Origin of the sequence: Klebsiella sp. P1927 (assembly GCF_018204675.1) — a bacterium.
Classification (GTDB): Bacteria; Pseudomonadota; Gammaproteobacteria; order Enterobacterales; family Enterobacteriaceae; genus Klebsiella; species Klebsiella pneumoniae.
Window position 1 is genome coordinate 1457148 of the sequence record NZ_CP073377.1, and the last position, 20018, is coordinate 1477165.

The window sequence follows — 20018 nt, forward strand, 5'->3', positions numbered from 1 at the left end:
CTTAAACAATACCCTGCCATGGTTATGGTGAGATTTCTATGAAAACTTTCACGCATCGTGCTCGTGCAAATGCTAATGCATCTTTAATATCAATGGTTCAAAGATTTTCAGATATATCTATTGTTTTCCTTGGCTTATATTTAGTGTGTGTTTTCAGTGGGGTTGACTTCGGATATAAAGATCTTGTAATTGCTTTGTCGGTAATAGTGATTTTCCAAATGATAGGTGGTATTACTGACTTCTATCGTTCTTGGCGTGGTGTTAAAATTTCAACTGAATTAATTCTTATCCTTAAAAATTGGTCTCTTAGTTTTTTATTAACACTGGGTATAGTATCACTTACGCCATCTTTCGATATTCCATTTCATGTGTTAATAATTTGGTTTGTTTTTGTTACGGTGGGGTTTGTTTTTTGCCGCTCTGGAATTCGATTATGTGCAGGATTTCTAAGAAAATTAGGCTATAACAACCGTATTGTTGCTGTTGTTGGGGCAACTCCTGTAGGTATCAACTTACTTAAAGGGTTTATGGAGGAGCCTTGGTTAGGTTTTGTAGTTAAGGGAATATATGATGATAATGCGCAAATAGATTTAGATGGTGTTCCTTATGGTGGAAATTTGGATGCGCTAATTCATGAAGCAAAAGATGGTAGAATTGATAGAGTTTATATCGCTTTAAACATGAAGGACGAAGCGATAATTAAAAATGTTATTTCTCAATTAACTAATACTACTTGTTCTGTTTTATTAATACCGGATATATTCACATTCAATATTCTGCAGTCACGTACTGAGGAAATTAACGGAGTTCCTGTCGTTCCTCTTTTCGATACGCCTTTGAATGGCATTAATATGGTTTTTAAGCGACTTGAGGATATAATTGTTGCATCGATTATTCTTTTTATTATTTCGCCGATTCTGATTGTCATCGCATGTGCCGTTAAGTTTACCTCACCTGGGCCAGTTATATTTAGACAAATACGATATGGTATGGATGGTAAACCTATTAAAGTTTGGAAATTTAGAAGCATGTCGGTTATGGAAAATGACAGCAGTGTTAAACAAGCAACTAAGAATGATACCAGGGTAACGAAAGTAGGTAGATTTTTAAGAAGTACTTCCTTGGACGAATTACCTCAATTTTTTAATGTTCTTTTTGGCCAAATGTCTGTTGTTGGACCTAGACCTCATGCCGTTGCTCATAACGAACAATATAGATCTTTAATTCAAGGATATATGCTGAGGCATAAAGTTAAACCTGGTATTACTGGTCTTGCACAAATTAATGGATGGAGAGGTGAAACGGATACGCTTGAAAAAATGGAGAAAAGAATTGAGTACGATCTGCTATATATCCGTGGGTGGAGTATTTGGTTGGATTTAAAAATAATTTTTCTAACTGTTTTTAAAGGGTTTATTAATAAGTCTGCATATTGAATTGTACGAATTATGATACTTAATCTTTTTTGTTGAGGTTAAAATCTATCAAAATATCCCTTTTTCAGAGACTTGTTGGTAAATCTGATTCTTCAGTTAGTAATGTGTTCAGAATGTGCATGCTTTATTTTTATTTATAAAGCGCTTATTAATTGTTTTTTATAGTGTTTTTAACCTTGTATAAGCCCAGTTCAGTTCTGATTTTTCAATGTCCTTTCTCTATTATATTTGTCATCTTTGCGCTACCATAGTGATCACTTAAACTGCGAGTATGTCGCAGTGACCACACCTGACAGGAGTATGTAATGTCCAAGCAACAGATCGGGGTTGTCGGTATGGCAGTGATGGGGCGTAACCTTGCGCTGAACATCGAAAGCCGTGGTTATACCGTCTCCGTTTTCAACCGCTCCCGTGAAAAGACCGAAGAAGTTATTGCCGAAAATCCAGGCAAGAAGCTGGTTCCTTACTATACAGTACAAGAGTTCGTTGAATCCCTCGAAACACCACGCCGTATCCTGTTGATGGTGAAGGCCGGGGCTGGCACCGATAGCGCCATCGATTCCCTTAAGCCTTACCTTGATAAAGGCGACATCATCATTGATGGCGGCAATACCTTCTTCCAGGACACCATCCGTCGTAACCGTGAGCTGTCTGCCGAAGGTTTTAACTTTATCGGTACCGGTGTTTCCGGTGGTGAAGAGGGCGCTCTGAAAGGGCCTTCTATCATGCCTGGTGGTCAGAAAGAAGCCTATGAGTTAGTTGCTCCGATTCTGAAGCAGATTGCTGCGGTTGCTGAAGACGGTGAGCCATGTGTGACCTATATCGGTGCTGACGGTGCTGGCCATTATGTGAAGATGGTTCATAACGGCATCGAGTATGGTGACATGCAGCTGATTGCTGAAGCCTATGCGCTGTTGAAAGGCGGTCTGGCACTTTCCAACGAAGAGCTGGCGCAAACCTTCACCGAATGGAACGAAGGTGAACTTAGCAGCTACCTGATCGATATTACCAAAGATATCTTCACCAAGAAGGATGAAGAAGGTAAGTACCTCGTTGATGTCATTCTTGATGAAGCTGCAAACAAAGGTACCGGCAAGTGGACCAGCCAAAGCTCACTGGATCTCGGCGAACCTCTGTCTCTGATCACCGAGTCCGTATTTGCTCGTTACATCTCTTCGCTTAAAGACCAGCGTGTAGCTGCTTCGAAAGTGCTGAGTGGTCCGCAGGCCCAGCCGGCCGGTGATAAAGCTGAATTTATCGAAAAAGTGCGTCGCGCGTTGTACCTCGGTAAAATCGTCTCCTATGCTCAGGGCTTCTCCCAGCTGCGTGCTGCTTCTGATGAATACAACTGGGATCTTAACTACGGCGAGATCGCTAAGATTTTCCGCGCTGGCTGCATTATTCGTGCGCAGTTCCTGCAGAAGATCACCGATGCTTATGCGCAAAACGCTGGCATTGCTAACCTCCTGCTGGCGCCGTACTTCAAACAGATCGCTGATGACTATCAGCAAGCGCTGCGTGATGTCGTGGCTTATGCCGTGCAGAATGGTATTCCGGTACCGACGTTCTCTGCCGCAATTGCCTACTACGACAGCTACCGTTCCGCAGTTCTGCCAGCTAACCTGATTCAGGCGCAGCGTGATTACTTTGGTGCGCACACCTATAAGCGTACTGATAAAGAAGGTGTATTCCACACAGAATGGTTGGAATAAATTTCTTCACACAGTCAGGCCATTTGGCCTGACTGTTTTTAATTTTATATTTAATGTTGCAACCTGACCTTAAGCATTTCCTTTCTAAAAATATTTCTAATATCTAATTTTTAACCTTTTTAAGAATTTGCCATATTTATTATCTTGTACGCCTATATTAATCTGCTTCTGGCCTCAGTAAATTACTGGGTGTTAAATAACAGGGTTTTAATTAAAGGAAATTAATATGTTACTTCCTGTGATAATGGCTGGCGGTACCGGCAGTCGTCTCTGGCCGATGTCTCGCGAGCTTTACCCGAAACAGTTCCTCCGTCTGTTCGGGCAGAACTCCATGCTGCAGGAAACCATCACCCGACTCTCGGGCCTTGAAATCCATGAACCGATGGTCATCTGTAACGAAGAGCACCGCTTCCTGGTGGCCGAACAGCTGCGCCAGCTTAACAAGCTGTCCAACAACATTATTCTTGAGCCGGTCGGGCGCAACACCGCCCCGGCCATCGCCCTGGCGGCCCTTCAGGCCACCCGTCACGGCGATGACCCGCTGATGCTGGTCCTCGCCGCCGACCATATCATCAATAACCAGCCGGTCTTCCACGACGCCATCCGCGTCGCCGAGCAGTATGCCGATGAAGGCCATCTGGTCACCTTCGGTATCGTGCCGAACGCCCCGGAAACCGGCTACGGCTACATCCAGCGCGGTGTGGCCCTCACCGACAGCGCCCATACTCCGTACCAGGTGGCCCGTTTCGTGGAGAAGCCGGACCGCGAGCGCGCTGAGGCCTACCTCGCCTCCGGGGAGTACTACTGGAACAGCGGCATGTTTATGTTCCGCGCCAAAAAATACCTCTCCGAGCTGGCCAAATTCCGCCCGGATATCCTCGAAGCCTGCCAGGCCGCGGTCAATGCCGCCGATAACGGCAGCGACTTCATCAGCATCCCGCATGACATTTTCTGCGAGTGCCCGGACGAGTCCGTGGACTACGCGGTGATGGAGAAAACCGCCGACGCGGTGGTGGTCGGTCTCGATGCCGACTGGAGCGACGTCGGCTCCTGGTCCGCCCTGTGGGAGGTCAGCCCGAAAGATGAGCAGGGTAACGTCCTCAGCGGCGACGCGTGGGTGCACAACAGCGAAAACTGCTACATCAACAGCGACGAGAAGCTGGTGGCGGCCATCGGCGTGGAGAATCTGGTGATTGTCAGCACCAAGGACGCCGTGCTGGTGATGAACCGCGAGCGTTCCCAGGACGTGAAGAAGGCGGTCGAGTTCCTCAAGCAGAACCAGCGCAGCGAGTACAAGCGCCACCGCGAGATTTACCGTCCCTGGGGCCGCTGCGACGTGGTGGTCCAGACCCCGCGCTTCAACGTCAACCGCATCACCGTGAAACCGGGCGGCGCCTTCTCGATGCAGATGCACCACCACCGCGCCGAGCACTGGGTCATTCTCGCCGGCACCGGCCAGGTGACGGTCAACGGCAAGCAGTTCCTGCTGACCGAGAACCAGTCCACTTTTATTCCGATTGGCGCCGAGCACAGCCTGGAAAACCCGGGCCGCATTCCGCTGGAAGTGCTGGAGATCCAGTCGGGGTCGTACCTCGGCGAGGACGACATTATTCGTATTAAAGACCAGTATGGTCGTTGCTAATTTTTCGGGACAAAACGCAGAATGACACAGTTAACATGCTTTAAGGCTTATGACATCCGTGGTGAACTGGGCGAGGAGCTGAACGAGGACATCGCCTACCGTATCGGCCGCGCCTACGGCGAATTTCTGAAACCCGGGAAGATAGTGGTGGGGGGCGATGTGCGCCTCACCAGCGAGTCGCTGAAGCTGGCGCTGGCCCGCGGGCTGATGGACGCCGGCACCGACGTGCTGGATATCGGCCTGAGCGGCACGGAAGAGATTTACTTCGCCACTTTCCACCTCGGGGTGGACGGCGGTATCGAGGTGACGGCGAGCCATAACCCGATGAACTACAACGGCATGAAGCTGGTGCGCGAGAACGCGAAGCCCATCAGCGGCGACACCGGCCTGCGGGATATCCAGCGCCTGGCGGAGGAGAACCAGTTCCCGCCGGTGGACCCGGCGCGTCGCGGGACCCTGCGCCAGATATCGGTGCTGAAGGAGTACGTCGACCACCTGATGGGCTACGTGGACCTGGCGAACTTCACCCGTCCGCTGAAGCTGGTGGTGAACTCCGGCAACGGGGCGGCGGGGCACGTGATTGATGAAGTGGAGAAACGCTTCGCGGCGGCCGGGGCGCCGGTGACCTTTATCAAGGTGCATCACCAGCCGGACGGCCATTTCCCGAACGGTATCCCGAACCCGCTGCTGCCGGAGTGCCGCCAGGACACCGCCGACGCGGTGCGTGCGCACCAGGCGGACATGGGGATCGCCTTTGACGGCGACTTCGACCGCTGCTTCCTGTTCGATGACGAGGCGTCGTTTATCGAGGGGTACTACATTGTCGGCCTGCTGGCGGAGGCGTTCCTGCAGAAACAGCCGGGGGCGAAAATCATTCACGACCCGCGTCTGACGTGGAACACGGTGGACATCGTGACCCGCAGCGGGGGCCAGCCGGTGATGTCGAAGACCGGGCATGCGTTCATCAAGGAGCGGATGCGCCAGGAAGACGCCATCTACGGCGGGGAGATGAGCGCGCACCATTACTTCCGCGACTTCGCCTACTGCGACAGCGGGATGATCCCGTGGCTGCTGGTGGCGGAGCTGCTGTGCCTGAAGAACAGTTCGCTGAAATCGCTGGTGGCGGACCGCCAGGCGGCGTTCCCGGCGTCGGGGGAGATCAACCGCAAGCTGGGAAATGCGGCGGAGGCGATAGCGCGCATCCGGGCGCAGTATGAGCCGGCGGCCGCACACATCGACACAACGGACGGTATCAGTATTGAATACCCTGAGTGGCGCTTTAACCTGCGCACGTCTAATACCGAGCCGGTGGTGCGCCTGAACGTTGAGTCCAGAGCGGATAGCAGTCTCATGGAGAAGAAAACAATAGAAATACTTAATCTCCTTTCATAAATTTATTAAATCTTTAATGAAACGACTATTTGTTATTTAAAGATATTACATATTTTTCTATATCAACAGTTTCATTAAATTCTCTCTTAAATTAAAAGGGCATTTAAAAATGACATGCCCTTTTATTAAAGAAACTATTTCGGATCAGATTATCATGAAGATTCTTGTAACAGGTGGTGCAGGCTTTATCGGTTCTGCTGTAGTTCGTCATATCATTGAAAATACCCTGGATGAAGTCCGCGTGATGGACTGCCTGACCTACGCCGGCAACCTCGAATCCCTGGCACCGGTGGCCGGGAGCGAGCGCTACTCGTTTTCCCAGACTGATATCACCGATGCTGCTGCCGTGGCGGCCCAGTTCAGCGAATTCCGCCCGGATATCGTGATGCACCTGGCGGCAGAAAGCCATGTGGACCGTTCCATTGATGGCCCGGCCGCGTTTATCCAGACTAACGTTATTGGCACCTTCACTCTGCTGGAGGCGGCCCGTCACTACTGGTCCGGACTTGGAGAGGAGCAGATGCAGGCCTTCCGCTTCCATCATATCTCCACCGATGAGGTGTACGGCGACCTGCACGGCACCGATGACCTGTTCACCGAAGAAACCCCGTACGCGCCGAGCAGCCCGTACTCCGCCTCCAAAGCGGGCAGTGACCATCTGGTTCGCGCCTGGAACCGCACCTACGGCCTGCCGGTGGTTGTGACCAACTGCTCCAACAACTATGGTCCGTATCACTTCCCGGAGAAACTGATCCCGCTGACTATCCTTAACGCCCTGGCGGGTAAACCGCTGCCGGTATATGGCAACGGGGAGCAGATCCGTGACTGGCTGTATGTCGAGGATCATGCCCGTGCGCTGTACAAAGTGGCGACCGAAGGCAAGAGCGGCGAGACCTACAACATCGGCGGTCATAACGAGCGTAAAAATATCGATGTGGTGCGCACCATCTGCGCCATTCTCGACAAGGTGGTGGCGCAGAAGCCGGGCAACATCTCTCAGTTTGCCGATCTGATCACTTTTGTCACCGACCGTCCGGGACATGACCTGCGCTACGCTATCGATGCCGCGAAAATTCAGCGCGATCTGGGCTGGGTGCCGCAGGAGACGTTCGAGAGCGGGATTGAGAAAACCGTGCACTGGTACCTGAACAATCAGACCTGGTGGCAGCGCGTGCTGGACGGCTCCTATGCCGGTGAGCGTCTGGGTCTGAATAACTAATAAGGAAGTAAAGATGAAAGGTATTGTTCTGGCCGGCGGCTCCGGCACGCGTTTATATCCGATCACTCAGGGCGTCTCCAAGCAGCTGCTGCCGATCTATGACAAGCCGATGATTTTCTACCCGGTGTCCGTCCTGATGCTGGCGGGTATTCGCGACATCCTGATCATCTCCACACCGGACGATATGCCTTCCTTCCAGCGCCTGCTGGGTGACGGGTCGCAGTTCGGGGTGAACTTCAGCTACGCCATCCAGCCGTCGCCGGACGGCCTGGCGCAGGCCTTTATCATTGGCGAGAAGTTCATCGGCAACGATGCCTGCGCCCTGGTGCTGGGAGATAACATCTACTTTGGCCAGAGCTTCGGTAAAAAGCTGGAAGCGGCGGCGGCGAAGACCTCCGGTGCCACGGTGTTTGGTTATCAGGTGCTGGATCCGGAGCGCTTCGGGGTGGTGGAGTTCGATGAGAACTTTAAGGCGCTGTCCATCGAGGAAAAACCGCTGAAGCCGAAATCGGACTGGGCGGTAACCGGGCTCTACTTCTACGACAACAACGTGGTGGAGATGGCGAAGGACGTCAAGCCTTCTGAACGCGGAGAGCTGGAGATCACCACCCTGAACCAGATGTATCTGGAGCGCGGCGATTTGCAGGTGGAACTGCTGGGGCGCGGATTTGCCTGGCTGGATACGGGTACCCATGACAGCCTGATTGAAGCTTCTCAGTTTATTCATACCATTGAGAAGCGCCAGGGGATGAAAGTAGCCTGCCTGGAAGAGATTGGTTACCGGAATAAATGGCTGTCGGCGGAAGGGGTGGCGGCTCAGGCGGAGCGTCTGAAGAAAACCGAGTACGGTGCCTACCTGAAACGTCTGCTCAGTGAAGACTGAACCCGCACGGCCATTAAAGGAAAATAACAAGATGAAGATATTACTGATTGGCAAGAATGGTCAGGTGGGCTGGGAGCTGCAGCGTTCACTGTCCACGCTCGGTGATGTGGTCGCGGTGGATTACTTTGATAAAGAGCTGTGTGGCGATCTGACTAATCTGGACGGTATCGCGCAGACCGTGCGTACCGTCCGCCCGGACGTGGTGGTGAATGCCGCCGCGCACACGGCCGTGGACAAGGCCGAAAGCGAGCGGGAGCTCTCCGACCTGCTAAACGACAAAGGGGTGGCGGTGCTGGCGGCGGAGTCGGCGAAGCTGGGTGCCCTGATGGTGCACTATTCCACGGACTATGTGTTCGACGGCGCCGGCAGCCATTATCGCCGGGAAGATGAGGCAACCGGCCCGCTGAACGTCTACGGTGAAACCAAACGCGCCGGTGAACTGGCGCTGGAGCAGGGCAACCCGCGTCACCTGATTTTCCGTACCAGCTGGGTGTATGCCACCCGCGGCGCCAACTTTGCCAAAACGATGCTCCGCCTGGCGGGTGAGAAAGAGACGCTCTCCATCATTGACGACCAGCACGGGGCGCCCACCGGCGCAGAGCTGCTGGCAGACTGCACGGCGACGGCAATCCGTGAAACGCTGCGTGATCCGGCGCTGGCCGGTACCTATCATCTGGTGGCCAGCGGCGAGACCAGCTGGTGCGACTACGCCCGCTATGTGTTTGAGGTGGCGAGAGCGCACGGTGCCGAGCTGGCGGTTCAGGAAGTGAAGGGCATTCCGACGACGGCCTATCCGACGCCGGCGAAGCGTCCGCTCAACTCTCGCCTGTCGAATGAAAAATTCCAGCAGGCATTTGGGGTGACTCTCCCGGACTGGCGTCAGGGTGTGGCTCGCGTGGTAACAGAAGTCCTGGGTAAATAAACGGGTAGCAAAAGATGAACATTATTAAAACAGAGATTCCTGATGTGCTGATTTTTGAACCGCGCGTGTTTGGTGATGCGCGGGGTTTCTTCTTTGAGAGCTTCAGCAGCAAGGTGTTTAATGAGGCGGTGGGCCGCCAGGTGGAATTCGTCCAGGACAACCACTCCCAGTCCCAGAAAGGCGTATTGCGCGGGCTGCACTATCAGCTGGATCCGCACGCTCAGGGCAAACTGGTCCGCTGCGTGGAAGGTGAGGTATTTGACGTGGCGGTGGATATCCGTCGTTCATCGCCAACCTTTGGCAAATGGGTGGGCGCGGTGCTCAGCGCAGAGAATAAACGTCAGCTGTGGATCCCGGAAGGGTTCGCCCACGGGTTTCTGGCGCTGAGCGACACGGTGCAGTTTGTCTACAAGGCGACGAACTACTACGCGCCGCAGTCAGAGCGGAGCATCATCTGGAACGATCCGGAGATAGGGATTGACTGGCCGGCGCTGGGCGACTGCGCGCTGTCGCTGTCGGAGAAAGATCTGCAGGCACATACTCTGGCCACTGCAGAAGTTTATAAATAATTAGGTTGTTTTTCCTAAAATGGCGGGTTCCAGATGGAACTCGTCATATTTATTCGTTTACAAGCCGGGTCAACCAACCGACTTGACTTACCTTCCTTCTCAGCGTAAAACCGCGCACAGCATTATTTAAATTCGTGGCTAGCCGCCATTACCCAGTTAACTGATTAAAGTGTAATCGAATGAAAATTACTATTTCCGGTACAGGTTATGTTGGTTTATCGAACGGTGTCCTGATTGCGCAAAACCACGAAGTGGTGGCCCTGGATATCGTACAGGCCAAAGTGGATATGCTTAACCAGAAGATCTCTCCGATTGTCGATAAAGAGATTCAGGAATATCTGGCAGAAAAACCGTTAAATTTCCGTGCCACCACGGATAAGCACGACGCATACCGTAATGCCGACTACGTGATCATTGCCACGCCGACCGATTACGATCCCAAGACTAACTACTTCAATACCTCTACGGTGGAAGCGGTTATTCGCGATGTCACAGAGATCAACCCGAACGCGGTGATGATCATTAAATCGACCATCCCGGTGGGGTTCACCCGCGACATTAAAGAACGTTTAGGGATTGATAATGTTATTTTCTCTCCTGAGTTCTTGCGTGAAGGACGTGCGCTGTACGACAACCTGCACCCGTCGCGTATTGTCATCGGTGAGCGCTCTGCGCGTGCCGAACGTTTTGCTGACCTGCTGAAAGAAGGCGCGATCAAGCAGGATATCCCAACCCTGTTTACCGACTCCACCGAAGCGGAAGCGATCAAACTGTTCGCTAACACCTATCTGGCGCTTCGCGTTGCCTATTTCAACGAGCTCGACAGCTATGCTGAAAGCCAGGGACTGAACAGCAAGCAGATTATCGAAGGGGTATGCCTGGATCCGCGTATCGGCAACCACTACAACAACCCGTCCTTTGGCTATGGCGGCTACTGCCTGCCGAAAGATACCAAGCAGCTGCTGGCGAACTACGAATCGGTCCCGAACAATATCATCGCGGCTATCGTCGATGCCAACCGTACCCGTAAAGACTTTATCGCGGATTCTATTCTCGCTCGTAAGCCGAAAGTGGTGGGTGTGTATCGCCTGATCATGAAGAGTGGTTCGGACAACTTCCGCGCCTCTTCTATTCAGGGCATTATGAAGCGCATCAAGGCGAAAGGTATTCCGGTTATTATCTATGAACCGGTGATGCAGGAAGATGAGTTCTTCAACTCCCGTGTCGTGCGCGACCTGGAGGCCTTCAAACAAGAGGCGGATGTGATCATTTCTAACCGTATGGCGGAAGAGCTGGCTGATGTGAAAAGTAAAGTTTACACGCGTGATCTTTTTGGTAATGATTAAACTGTAAATACGCAGGAGGCTCTTCGAGTCATCGGGGTAGTCTTTTAAATATATTAGATGCCCTATTTGAATAGTGCTGTGTTTTAACTGGCACTATTCATTGGGGCATGACTAAGTATATTCTATATAATTGGTGTATAGACGGAGATAAGGGTTTGTAGTATTTTTTCAATTCCTCATTAAATAATGGTTTTTATTTTACTGGTGTTGATAAGTGAGCCTTTTATATTGTTGGGATAGGAAGGGGGAAGCTATATTTTTTATCTTTATATGTTTTTCATTCCATTTAATAATGCGCAATATTATTGTGCATTATTAAATGGAATGAAGTTTTGATGAATTAATTATAATTATAGTTCTAAATGATAATCGAAGGAAAAGAGAGTGCGGGTATGAGAGAAACATGGGTTGACTATGCCAAGGGCATTGGGATTATACTGGTCGTTTTTGGTCACGCCAATAGAGGGTTGTATAGCTCAGGGATCTATATTTCACCTGAAATATATCATTATTTAGATAACGTTATATATTCTTTCCATATGCCACTTTTTTTCTTTCTTTCTGGGTTGTTTTTTGTTAGCTCAATAAAAAACAGGTCTAAGAAGGTGTTTTTATGGAGCAAGTTTAAAAATGTAATATATCCATATGCTGTATGGTCTTTAATACAGGGTGGGGTAGAGGTCTTTTTCTCGAAATATACGAATGCAAAGACAAGTATATCTGACGTCTTGTTGTTTCCTCTTTATCCAAGAGCCCAGTTTTGGTTCCTGTATGCTCTTTTTATGATTTTTATTATATGCGCGATCATTTATCATAAAAAGTATTTTTTGAAGCTTTTACCGGTTTTCTTTCTCGTATCTTTCGTAGTGTATGTTTGTAGTGGTGACTTTGGTAATGGATTTCATTTCAACTATGTCAGTCAGAATACTGTATTCTTTTTCTTAGGTTGTATGTTCAGTAAATACTACCAAATATTAATGAAAATTATGTCAAATAAGTCCTTTGCAGTACTGACTTGTCTTTTTGTTTTAATGGAGTATTTGTATTTTATACAATATGGAAATAACTACCTACCTTTGAATTTATATACTGCGCTTATCGCTCTCATATCAATTGCTTGGGTTTCAAATACGTCGATATTATTATCTGGCTATAATTTCAGATGGTTAGAAAATATAGGTAAGCTGAGTTTGATAATCTACTTGGTACATATACTTGCTGCTAGTGGTACAAGAATAATACTTAGGGAAGGTGCGAACAAGTTCCTGATATGAGATCATCATATTCATCCGGAGCGCATCCCAGAGGGACATCATGAGCCATCAACTCACCTTCGCCGATAGTGAATTCAGCACTAAGCGCCGTCAGACCCGAAAAGAGATTTTCCTCTCCCGCATGGAGCAGATTCTGCCATGGCAAAACATGGTGGAAGTCATCGAGCCGTTTTATCCCAAGGCGGGCAATGGCCGACGGCCCTATCCGCTGGAGACCATGCTGCGTATTCACTGCATGCAGCATTGGTACAACCTGAGCGACGGTGCCATGGAAGATGCCCTGTACGAAATCGCCTCCATGCGCCTGTTTGCCCGATTATCCCTGGATAGCGCCCTGCCGGATCGCACCACCATCATGAATTTCCGCCACCTGCTCGAGCAGCATCAACTGGCCCGTCAATTGTTCAAGACCATCAATCGCTGGCTGGCCGAAGCAGGCGTCATGATGACCCAAGGCACTTTGGTGGATGCCACCATCATTGAGGCACCCAGCTCTACCAAGAACAAAGAGCAGCAACGCGATCCGGAGATGCATCAGACCAAGAAAGGCAATCAGTGGCACTTTGGCATGAAGGCCCACATTGGTGTCGATGCCAAGAGTGGCCTGACCCACAGCCTGGTCACCACCGCGGCCAACGAGCATGACCTCAATCAGCTGGGTAATCTGCTTCATGGAGAGGAGCAATTTGTCTCAGCCGATGCCGGCTACCAAGGAGCGCCACAGCGCGAGGAGCTGGCCGAGGTGGATGTGGACTGGCTGATCGCCGAGCGTCCCGGCAAGGTAAAAACCTTGAAGCAGCATCCGCGCAAGAACAAAACGGCCATCAACATCGAATACATGAAAGCCAGCATCCGTGCCAGGGTGGAGCACCCGTTTCGCATCATCAAGCGGCAGTTCGGCTTCGTGAAAGCCAGATACAAAGGGCTGCTGAAAAACGATAACCAACTGGCGATGTTATTCACCCTGGCCAACCTGTTTCGGGTGGACCAAATGATACGTCAGTGGGAGAGATCTCAGTAAAAACCGGAAATAACGCCAGAAATGGTGGAAAAAATAGCCTAAATAGGCTGATTCGATGTGTTTGCGGGAAAAAAATCGGCCCAGATCCGCGAAATTTTAATCAGCGAGTCAGCTTGGGAAGAAATGACCTGCTTATTCGCACCTTCCTTAGTAAAATCTTCCATGTTGAAAGTTGGTTGATTCATGTTTTATTAGGAACATTCATTGGTGTTACGGCCCCATTGATCTTTTACAAGTTGGTTGTAAGGTATCGCTTGAATTTTATTTTTGAATATCCTTCTCATAAAAAGATAACTATTGTTTAATCGATGCAATTAGAAAAGTTTTCATTAGGAAATAAAGATAGTTTTTTAATTGTGCTCATACTAGGTATTGCATTTGTAAAGTGTGTATGGAATAGGGGCTGTTTCATCCTTTTTTGGATGACTTTGCCCCAAATTTCAGTACAATGCTAAATAAGATATCTTCTTCTTTCCGGAGACATCGTATGAAATTAGTCGGAGTTATGCCATTGAGTAACTAATGGGGCCTCTCATCATTATATTCCCCGCACCATTTGTCGAATTTGTCCTGCGCATTTTGTAGCGGCAGGAACCAGTGAATATTCAGACGTTCATCCCGCAGACTGACGTTAAATGACTCAACAAACGGATTATCCTTTGGTTTACAGGAGGTAGATTATGGATACTTTTTAGATTCCGTATCCAGACAGATGGGTATTATATTGCAGATTAGCATGCTGAAGAGGTTCCAGTAATAAAGATCGGTTTTAGTCTGTGGCGTTACTTACATCCTGGCAGAAAAGTCGTTTAAGATGAAATTTGTGTAAAAGTAACTACTTGAGGCTGAAGCAAAATATTCTTAGATATATCACATTATACTATGTATTGGTATCATCTTTTGACAGCCATGAAAGTTTAAATTTGATTATTCACTATGTATCTTACAAGGAGATGCATTTTGAAACGCGATTAGCTATAAAGTACGCGTAGTTTTCTTGATTTGTGATGGACCTAACGATCCTGCACGAAACCCGTTGCGGGTTGAAAACAGGTCCGATAAGTTAAACTTACCTTGTGAAGAGCTACCGTCACTGTGATGTAGATGCCGGAGATAAGCGCCGGGAGGTAAAACAAAGCCTGCAACGCAGGCTTTTGTTATTTCTGTGTGCAGGGAAAATGATGAGCATGGCCAGCCAAGAGTGCTTTTCTCATGCCTTTATGCCATGGCAAATCACAGAATGAATAGTCATTCTGTCATATCATTTTTTTATCTCTTAATATTATCTTAATCTAATTGCAATATGAAGCGGGCCTTACCACTTGCGTTTATTAAACGTCAGTTTCGTTTTCTTTCTGTCTTTTAAATAAGAAATTAAGAAATAAACGGAAACAGCAAGTAGTATGGCAGCGACCACTAAGAAAAATAGGTTTTCCATAATATCTACCACAGGGCGTATGTTGATTGAATTATTAGTTTGATAAGCAATACATCAGTTTTATGCTGTTGCATGGCTTGCTCTAACATATCCTGGATTTAGGAAAATTCCTACAGATAGTAATGTTTTTTATCAATCAGCATATAATGCTGTTTCCGCTAACCAAATTGGTCTGGATACCAGAAAAGTTTGAGTGCCTGGCGCGCGGATATTTGCTTTTCTGAAAAAGGCTGGATGAAACTGGTTTCAGGCGGGCGAGTATAAAGGCAAAAATAGCGTCTATAGCACAAAATATTATATAAAAAATAATGAATGTGCATTCCGTCGACACATAGTCAGGACAACGGAAGTTACATAGAAGGGGTTGCCGCAATCAGATGATTGCGGCAGGGCAGGGGGATTAGATCTGATAGTAATCCTTGTACCACTCCACGAAGTTCTTCACGCCTTCCTTCACTGACGTTTGCGGCTTAAAACCCACCAGGTCGTACAGCGCTTGGGTGTCTGCGCTGGTGTCCAGCACATCGCCCGGCTGGATCGGCATCATATTCTTCTTCGCTTCCATTCCCAGCGCCTCTTCCAGGGCGGTGATGTAGTCCATCAGTTCCACCGGTGAGCTGTTGCCAATGTTATATACCCTGTACGGCGCGGAGCTGGTGGCCGGGGAACCGCTCTCAACGGTCCAGTCGGCATTGGCCTGCGGGATCACATCCTGCACCCGAACCACAGCCTCGACGATGTCGTCGATATAGGTGAAGTCGCGCTTCATTTTGCCGTAGTTGTAAACGTCGATACTTTTTCCTTCCAGCATCGCTTTCGTGAACTTGAACAGCGCCATATCCGGGCGACCCCACGGACCATACACTGTAAAGAAGCGCAGCCCTGTGGTCGGGATGCCGTACAGGTGAGAATAGGTGTGCGCCATCAGCTCATTAGCTTTCTTGGTGGCGGCATACAAGGAGACCGGATGATCGACGGAATCTTCGGTGGAGAACGGCATTTTACGGTTAAGGCCGTAAACCGAGCTGGAGGAGGCGTACACCAGGTGTTTCACCTTGGTATGACGGCAGCCTTCCAGAATGTTCAGATACCCCATCAGGTTAGCGTCTGCGTAGGCATACGGGTTTTCGAGCGAGTAGCGCACACCGGCCTGGGCGGCCAGGTGGATCACACGATCAAACTGCTCTGTGGCGAACAGCTTTGCCATACCTTCACGGTCGGCCAGATCCAGCTGCTGGAAATGGAATGCCGGAGAAGCCAGGCGATCCAGACGGGCCTGCTTCAGGCTGACGTCATAATAGTCGTTCATGTTGTCGATTCCGACAACATCATGCCCTTCATTCAGCAGGCGCTGCGCGATATGGAAGCCGATAAAACCTGCGGCACCAGTGACCAAAAACTTCATATTTTTCCTCCGGGGTGTGGATATCCCGTTCTACATAAGTGCCGATTTTACACTGGCTTGCGGTTGGGATCACTTGGTTTACCATGACAAGATATGCAAGTACCTGTAAACAGCGGCGTCAGAGAGTAAATGTCATGTAATTAATTATCATTCGCGAAAGACATTAAGACATTCAGAAGTTGAAATAATATAAAACCCAATATAAACAATGGGTTGGGTGTTTGCTTCGGTTTTGTCGAGTATTACGAGGTTTAGACGCGGTCTGGCCTCGTAGAGTAAAGATGGTTACTTTAGTTTGCCCGGTGTGTTTGTTTGCCGAGAGCTCATTTAGCGATAATGCCATGATATCGTCTAAAGTGTGTCCATTTTTACATTGAAAAAGCCATGCACCGGATTTTTACTTTAATTCCTTACTTGCAGAGTTATAATACGCTGCCGTTCTATTTAGGGAAAGTGCGAATAAGCAGGTCATTTCTTCCCAAGCTGACTCGTTGATTAAAATTTCGCGGATCTGGGCCGATTTTTTTCCCGCAAACACATCGAATCAGCCTATTTAGGCTATTTTTTCCACCATTTCTGGCGTTATTTCCGGTTTTTACTGAGATCTCTCCCACTGACGTATCATTTGGTCCACCCGAAACAGGTTGGCCAGGGTGAATAACATCGCCAGTTGGTTATCGTTTTTCAGCAGCCCCTTGTATCTGGCTTTCACGAAGCCGAACTGCCGCTTGATGATGCGAAACGGGTGCTCCACCCTGGCACGGATGCTGGCTTTCATGTATTCGATGTTGATGGCCGTTTTGTTCTTGCGCGGATGCTGCTTCAAGGTTTTTACCTTGCCGGGACGCTCGGCGATCAGCCAGTCCACATCCACCTCGGCCAGCTCCTCGCGCTGTGGCGCTCCTTGGTAGCCGGCATCGGCTGAGACAAATTGCTCCTCTCCATGCAGCAGATTACCCAGCTGATTGAGGTCATGCTCGTTGGCCGCGGTGGTGACCAGGCTGTGGGTCAGGCCACTCTTGGCATCGACACCAATGTGGGCCTTCATGCCAAAGTGCCACTGATTGCCTTTCTTGGTCTGATGCATCTCCGGATCGCGTTGCTGCTCTTTGTTCTTGGTAGAGCTGGGTGCCTCAATGATGGTGGCATCCACCAAAGTGCCTTGGGTCATCATGACGCCTGCTTCGGCCAGCCAGCGATTGATGGTCTTGAACAATTGACGGGCCAGTTGATGCTGCTCGAGCAGGTGGCGGAAATTCATGATGGTGGTGCGATCCGGCAGGGCGCTATCCAGGGATAATCGGGCAAACAGGCGCATGGAGGCGATTTCGTACAGGGCATCTTCCATGGCACCGTCGCTCAGGTTGTACCAATGCTGCATGCAGTGAATACGCAGCATGGTCTCCAGCGGATAGGGCCGTCGGCCATTGCCCGCCTTGGGATAAAACGGCTCGATGACAGCGGTCATATTCTGCCATGGCAGAATCTGCTCCATGCGGGAGAGGAAAATCTCTTTTCGGGTCTGACGGCGCTTAGTGCTGAATTCACTATCGGCGAAGGTGAGTTGATGGCTCATGATGTCCCTCTGGGATGCGCTCCGGATGAATATGATGATCTCATATCAGGAACTTGTTCGCACCTTCCTTAGCAGACTTAGGTATTGCTTGATAAATCATCACCAAAAGTTGTTATTAATATGCAAGAAATTATTTCAGAATTTCATGCTGTCCTTAGATGGTTCTTTTGCATGTAAGGGCGTGATGAGCAGGCGAGGGGAGTGCTACGCCAGGCATACTGCTTGCGGAAATGAGAAAGTCCTGATAGCTAACGGAGAAGGGAAACGCCAGAGTAAAGCCTTTTTGCAGCTAAGGTAACGAGATGCATGGCTGTACTGAACAGTAATGCCATCTACAGTGCGGTTTGAACGGATGTGAGTGCTAAAAACTCGGTGGATCACGCATTTTGGTTGCGATAGCCAATGGCGGTAGCGTGGAAGAAAACACTAGGTGATTTTTTAATTTATTGAATTAAAAGGATTTTTATCGTTTATGTCTGGGGTGTTGCTTGCGCTTCCGTTCAAATCAATGGTTGCAGTCGATGAATGGCAGCTGACCTGATAAACTTTGCCCGCAGCACAAAGCAGTCAGTTTCTCGATTGTTGAGCCTGACAGGATCGGCGAGGTAGACCTGGTATGACTAACTCATTCAGTGGATATTTGCAGAATAATTTATGAGTATAAAGATGAAGTACAATTTAGGGTATTTATTTGATTTACTTGTTGTGATAACAAATAAAGATCTAAAAGTGCGCTATAAGAGCAGCATGCTAGGTTATTTATGGTCAGTAGCAAATCCATTGCTTTTTGCCATGATTTATTATTTTATATTTAAGCTGGTAATGAGAGTACAAATTCCAAATTATACAGTTTTCCTCATTACCGGCTTGTTTCCGTGGCAATGGTTTGCCAGTTCGGCCACTAACTCATTATTTTCATTCATCGCTAACGCTCAAATTATCAAGAAGACAGTTTTTCCCCGGTCCGTGATTCCGCTAAGTAATGTGATGATGGAAGGGTTGCATTTTCTTTGCACCATCCCGGTTATTGTTGTCTTTCTTTTTGTTTATGGCATGACGCCGTCCTTGTCCTGGGTTTGGGGTATACCTCTCATTGCTATTGGCCAGGTGATTTTCACCTTTGGTGTTTCAATCATCTTTTCAACGCTGAACCTGTTTTTCCGTGACCTGGAGCGCTTTGTCAGTCTGGGGATTATGCTGATGTTTTATTGTACGCCGATTTTATATGCGTCTGATATGATTCCGGAAAAATTTAGCTGGATAATTACCTACAATCCGCTAGCGAGTATGATTCTTAGTTGGCGTGATTTATTCATGAATGGGACTCTTAATTATGAGTATATTTCTATACTCTATTTTACGGGAATCATTTTGACGGTTGTCGGTTTGTCTATTTTCAATAAATTAAAATATCGATTTGCAGAGATCTTGTAATGCACCCAGTTATTAACTTCAGTCATGTTACAAAAGAGTATCCTCTGTACCATCATATTGGCTCAGGAATCAAAGATTTAATTTTCCATCCGAAACGCGCTTTTCAGTTGCTGAAGGGGCGGAAATATTTAGCTATCGAAGACGTATCCTTTACAGTTGGCAAAGGTGAGGCTGTTGCCTTGATTGGACGTAATGGGGCAGGAAAGAGTACCTCTCTTGGTCTGGTTGCCGGCGTGATTAAGCCAACTAAGGGAACCGTCACCACTGAAGGACGGGTGGCATCGATGCTTGAACTCGGCGGAGGCTTTCATCCGGAACTTACCGGGCGTGAGAATATTTACCTGAATGCTACTCTGCTGGGCCTTAGGCGTAAAGAGGTCCAGCAACGTATGGAACGTATTATTGAATTTTCGGAACTTGGAGAATTCATCGACGAGCCCATCAGAGTATATTCAAGCGGAATGCTAGCTAAGTTAGGTTTTTCGGTCATCAGTCAGGTTGAACCGGATATTTTAATTATTGATGAAGTTCTGGCAGTAGGTGATATCGCTTTTCAGGCTAAATGTATTCAGACCATCAGAGATTTTAAGAAAAGAGGCGTGACGATACTCTTTGTTAGCCACAATATGAGTGACGTTGAAAAAATCTGCGATAGAGTCATCTGGATCGAAAATCATAGACTCAGAGAAGTGGGATCTGCAGATCGAATTATTGAACTGTACAAGCAAGCAATGGCTTAATCATTGGGT

17 protein-coding genes are annotated in these 20018 nt (G+C 48.6%); 13 read left to right on the plus strand and 4 right to left on the minus strand.

The genetic code is table 11. From position 1 onward, the window contains the following. Nucleotides 1–38 precede the first annotated feature (38 nt). The 11 genes from wcaJ to KB892_RS07335 all read left to right on the plus strand — a co-directional run bounded on the left by wcaJ (nucleotide 39) and on the right by KB892_RS07335 (nucleotide 13416). Complete coding sequence (wcaJ, locus tag KB892_RS07285) at nucleotides 39–1436, plus strand: undecaprenyl-phosphate glucose phosphotransferase (RefSeq protein WP_039819504.1); 1398 nt, start codon at nucleotides 39–41, stop codon at nucleotides 1434–1436. Nucleotides 1437–1741: 305 nt separating this feature from the next. Next, nucleotides 1742–3148 (plus strand): NADP-dependent phosphogluconate dehydrogenase, encoded by a 1407-nt coding sequence (gene gndA, locus KB892_RS07290; protein WP_000043543.1) that lies wholly within the window; start codon nucleotides 1742–1744, stop codon nucleotides 3146–3148. Between the two features lie 226 nt (nucleotides 3149–3374). After that, the gene (locus tag KB892_RS07295) at nucleotides 3375–4790 is read left to right on the plus strand and encodes a mannose-1-phosphate guanylyltransferase/mannose-6-phosphate isomerase (RefSeq protein WP_004180506.1); all 1416 of its coding nucleotides are present in this window, start codon (nucleotides 3375–3377) and stop codon (nucleotides 4788–4790) included. 21 nt (nucleotides 4791–4811) lie between these two features. Then, on the plus strand, nucleotides 4812–6182 hold the full coding sequence (gene rfbK / locus KB892_RS07300) for an O9 family phosphomannomutase RfbK (protein WP_039819506.1): 1371 nt from the start codon (nucleotides 4812–4814) through the stop codon (nucleotides 6180–6182). Between the two features lie 154 nt (nucleotides 6183–6336). Further along, nucleotides 6337–7401 carry a dTDP-glucose 4,6-dehydratase gene (gene rfbB / locus KB892_RS07305; RefSeq protein WP_039819536.1) on the plus strand — a complete coding sequence of 355 codons (1065 nt, stop codon included), beginning with the start codon at nucleotides 6337–6339 and terminating at the stop codon, nucleotides 7399–7401. A 13-nt stretch (nucleotides 7402–7414) separates the two neighbouring features. Next, nucleotides 7415–8284 carry a glucose-1-phosphate thymidylyltransferase RfbA gene (gene rfbA, locus KB892_RS07310; RefSeq protein WP_023278825.1) on the plus strand — a complete coding sequence of 290 codons (870 nt, stop codon included), beginning with the start codon at nucleotides 7415–7417 and terminating at the stop codon, nucleotides 8282–8284. Nucleotides 8285–8315: 31 nt separating this feature from the next. Then, a complete protein-coding gene (gene rfbD / locus KB892_RS07315) occupies nucleotides 8316–9206 on the plus strand; it encodes a dTDP-4-dehydrorhamnose reductase (RefSeq protein ID WP_004175259.1) in 891 nt (296 codons plus the stop codon). A gap of 14 nt (nucleotides 9207–9220) precedes the next feature. Beyond that, nucleotides 9221–9775 carry a dTDP-4-dehydrorhamnose 3,5-epimerase gene (rfbC, locus tag KB892_RS07320; protein WP_039819508.1) on the plus strand — a complete coding sequence of 185 codons (555 nt, stop codon included), beginning with the start codon at nucleotides 9221–9223 and terminating at the stop codon, nucleotides 9773–9775. A gap of 179 nt (nucleotides 9776–9954) precedes the next feature. Further along, the gene (gene ugd / locus KB892_RS07325) at nucleotides 9955–11121 is read left to right on the plus strand and encodes a UDP-glucose 6-dehydrogenase (protein WP_072353991.1); all 1167 of its coding nucleotides are present in this window, start codon (nucleotides 9955–9957) and stop codon (nucleotides 11119–11121) included. Between the two features lie 392 nt (nucleotides 11122–11513). After that, nucleotides 11514–12395, plus strand: coding sequence for an acyltransferase family protein (locus KB892_RS31635; RefSeq protein WP_158208765.1), 882 nt, complete (start codon nucleotides 11514–11516; stop codon nucleotides 12393–12395). 40 nt (nucleotides 12396–12435) lie between these two features. Then, the gene (locus tag KB892_RS07335; RefSeq protein WP_000019473.1) at nucleotides 12436–13416 is read left to right on the plus strand and encodes an IS5-like element ISKpn26 family transposase; all 981 of its coding nucleotides are present in this window, start codon (nucleotides 12436–12438) and stop codon (nucleotides 13414–13416) included. 519 nt (nucleotides 13417–13935) lie between these two features. Here KB892_RS07335 and KB892_RS07340 read toward each other — a convergent pair. The 4 genes from KB892_RS07340 to KB892_RS07355 form a co-directional block, all read right to left on the minus strand. Further along, nucleotides 13936–14040 (minus strand): integrase core domain-containing protein, encoded by a 105-nt coding sequence (locus KB892_RS07340; protein WP_077255456.1) that lies wholly within the window; start codon nucleotides 14038–14040, stop codon nucleotides 13936–13938. A 691-nt stretch (nucleotides 14041–14731) separates the two neighbouring features. After that, nucleotides 14732–14854 carry a small membrane protein gene (locus tag KB892_RS07345; RefSeq protein WP_004144151.1) on the minus strand — a complete coding sequence of 41 codons (123 nt, stop codon included), beginning with the start codon at nucleotides 14852–14854 and terminating at the stop codon, nucleotides 14732–14734. Between the two features lie 400 nt (nucleotides 14855–15254). Then, nucleotides 15255–16259, minus strand: a complete 1005-nt coding sequence (locus tag KB892_RS07350; RefSeq protein ID WP_004149013.1) for an NAD-dependent epimerase — start codon at nucleotides 16257–16259, stop codon at nucleotides 15255–15257. Nucleotides 16260–16854: 595 nt separating this feature from the next. Continuing rightward, nucleotides 16855–17835 carry an IS5-like element ISKpn26 family transposase gene (locus tag KB892_RS07355; protein ID WP_000019445.1) on the minus strand — a complete coding sequence of 327 codons (981 nt, stop codon included), beginning with the start codon at nucleotides 17833–17835 and terminating at the stop codon, nucleotides 16855–16857. Nucleotides 17836–18501: 666 nt separating this feature from the next. On the opposite strand from KB892_RS07355, the gene rfbA (KB892_RS07360) reads away from it, so the two are divergent. Continuing rightward, nucleotides 18502–19269: an O-antigen export ABC transporter permease RfbA gene (rfbA, locus tag KB892_RS07360; protein ID WP_002912373.1), complete on the plus strand. Its 768-nt coding sequence runs from the start codon at nucleotides 18502–18504 to the stop codon at nucleotides 19267–19269. Further along, nucleotides 19269–20009: an O-antigen export ABC transporter ATP-binding protein RfbB gene (rfbB, locus tag KB892_RS07365; RefSeq protein WP_002912371.1), complete on the plus strand. Its 741-nt coding sequence runs from the start codon at nucleotides 19269–19271 to the stop codon at nucleotides 20007–20009. The genes rfbA (KB892_RS07360) and rfbB (KB892_RS07365) overlap by 1 nt, the downstream gene beginning before the upstream one ends. Nucleotides 20010–20018: the final 9 nt, after the last annotated feature.

Coding starts and splice junctions, on each gene's coding strand:
- KB892_RS07355 (WP_000019445.1), bottom strand. CDS start 17,835: ATGAGCCATCAACTCACCTTCGCCGATAGTGAATTCAGCACTAAGCGC.
- rfbB (WP_002912371.1), top strand. CDS start 19,269: ATGCACCCAGTTATTAACTTCAGTCATGTTACAAAAGAGTATCCTCTG.
- ugd (WP_072353991.1), top strand. CDS start 9,955: ATGAAAATTACTATTTCCGGTACAGGTTATGTTGGTTTATCGAACGGT.
- KB892_RS07350 (WP_004149013.1), bottom strand. CDS start 16,259: ATGAAGTTTTTGGTCACTGGTGCCGCAGGTTTTATCGGCTTCCATATC.
- rfbD (WP_004175259.1), top strand. CDS start 8,316: ATGAAGATATTACTGATTGGCAAGAATGGTCAGGTGGGCTGGGAGCTG.
- wcaJ (WP_039819504.1), top strand. CDS start 39: ATGAAAACTTTCACGCATCGTGCTCGTGCAAATGCTAATGCATCTTTA.
- KB892_RS07345 (WP_004144151.1), bottom strand. CDS start 14,854: ATGGAAAACCTATTTTTCTTAGTGGTCGCTGCCATACTACTTGCTGTT.
- KB892_RS07295 (WP_004180506.1), top strand. CDS start 3,375: ATGTTACTTCCTGTGATAATGGCTGGCGGTACCGGCAGTCGTCTCTGG.
- rfbA (WP_002912373.1), top strand. CDS start 18,502: ATGAAGTACAATTTAGGGTATTTATTTGATTTACTTGTTGTGATAACA.
- rfbC (WP_039819508.1), top strand. CDS start 9,221: ATGAACATTATTAAAACAGAGATTCCTGATGTGCTGATTTTTGAACCG.
- gndA (WP_000043543.1), top strand. CDS start 1,742: ATGTCCAAGCAACAGATCGGGGTTGTCGGTATGGCAGTGATGGGGCGT.
- rfbA (WP_023278825.1), top strand. CDS start 7,415: ATGAAAGGTATTGTTCTGGCCGGCGGCTCCGGCACGCGTTTATATCCG.
- rfbK (WP_039819506.1), top strand. CDS start 4,812: ATGACACAGTTAACATGCTTTAAGGCTTATGACATCCGTGGTGAACTG.
- KB892_RS31635 (WP_158208765.1), top strand. CDS start 11,514: ATGAGAGAAACATGGGTTGACTATGCCAAGGGCATTGGGATTATACTG.
- rfbB (WP_039819536.1), top strand. CDS start 6,337: ATGAAGATTCTTGTAACAGGTGGTGCAGGCTTTATCGGTTCTGCTGTA.
- KB892_RS07335 (WP_000019473.1), top strand. CDS start 12,436: ATGAGCCATCAACTCACCTTCGCCGATAGTGAATTCAGCACTAAGCGC.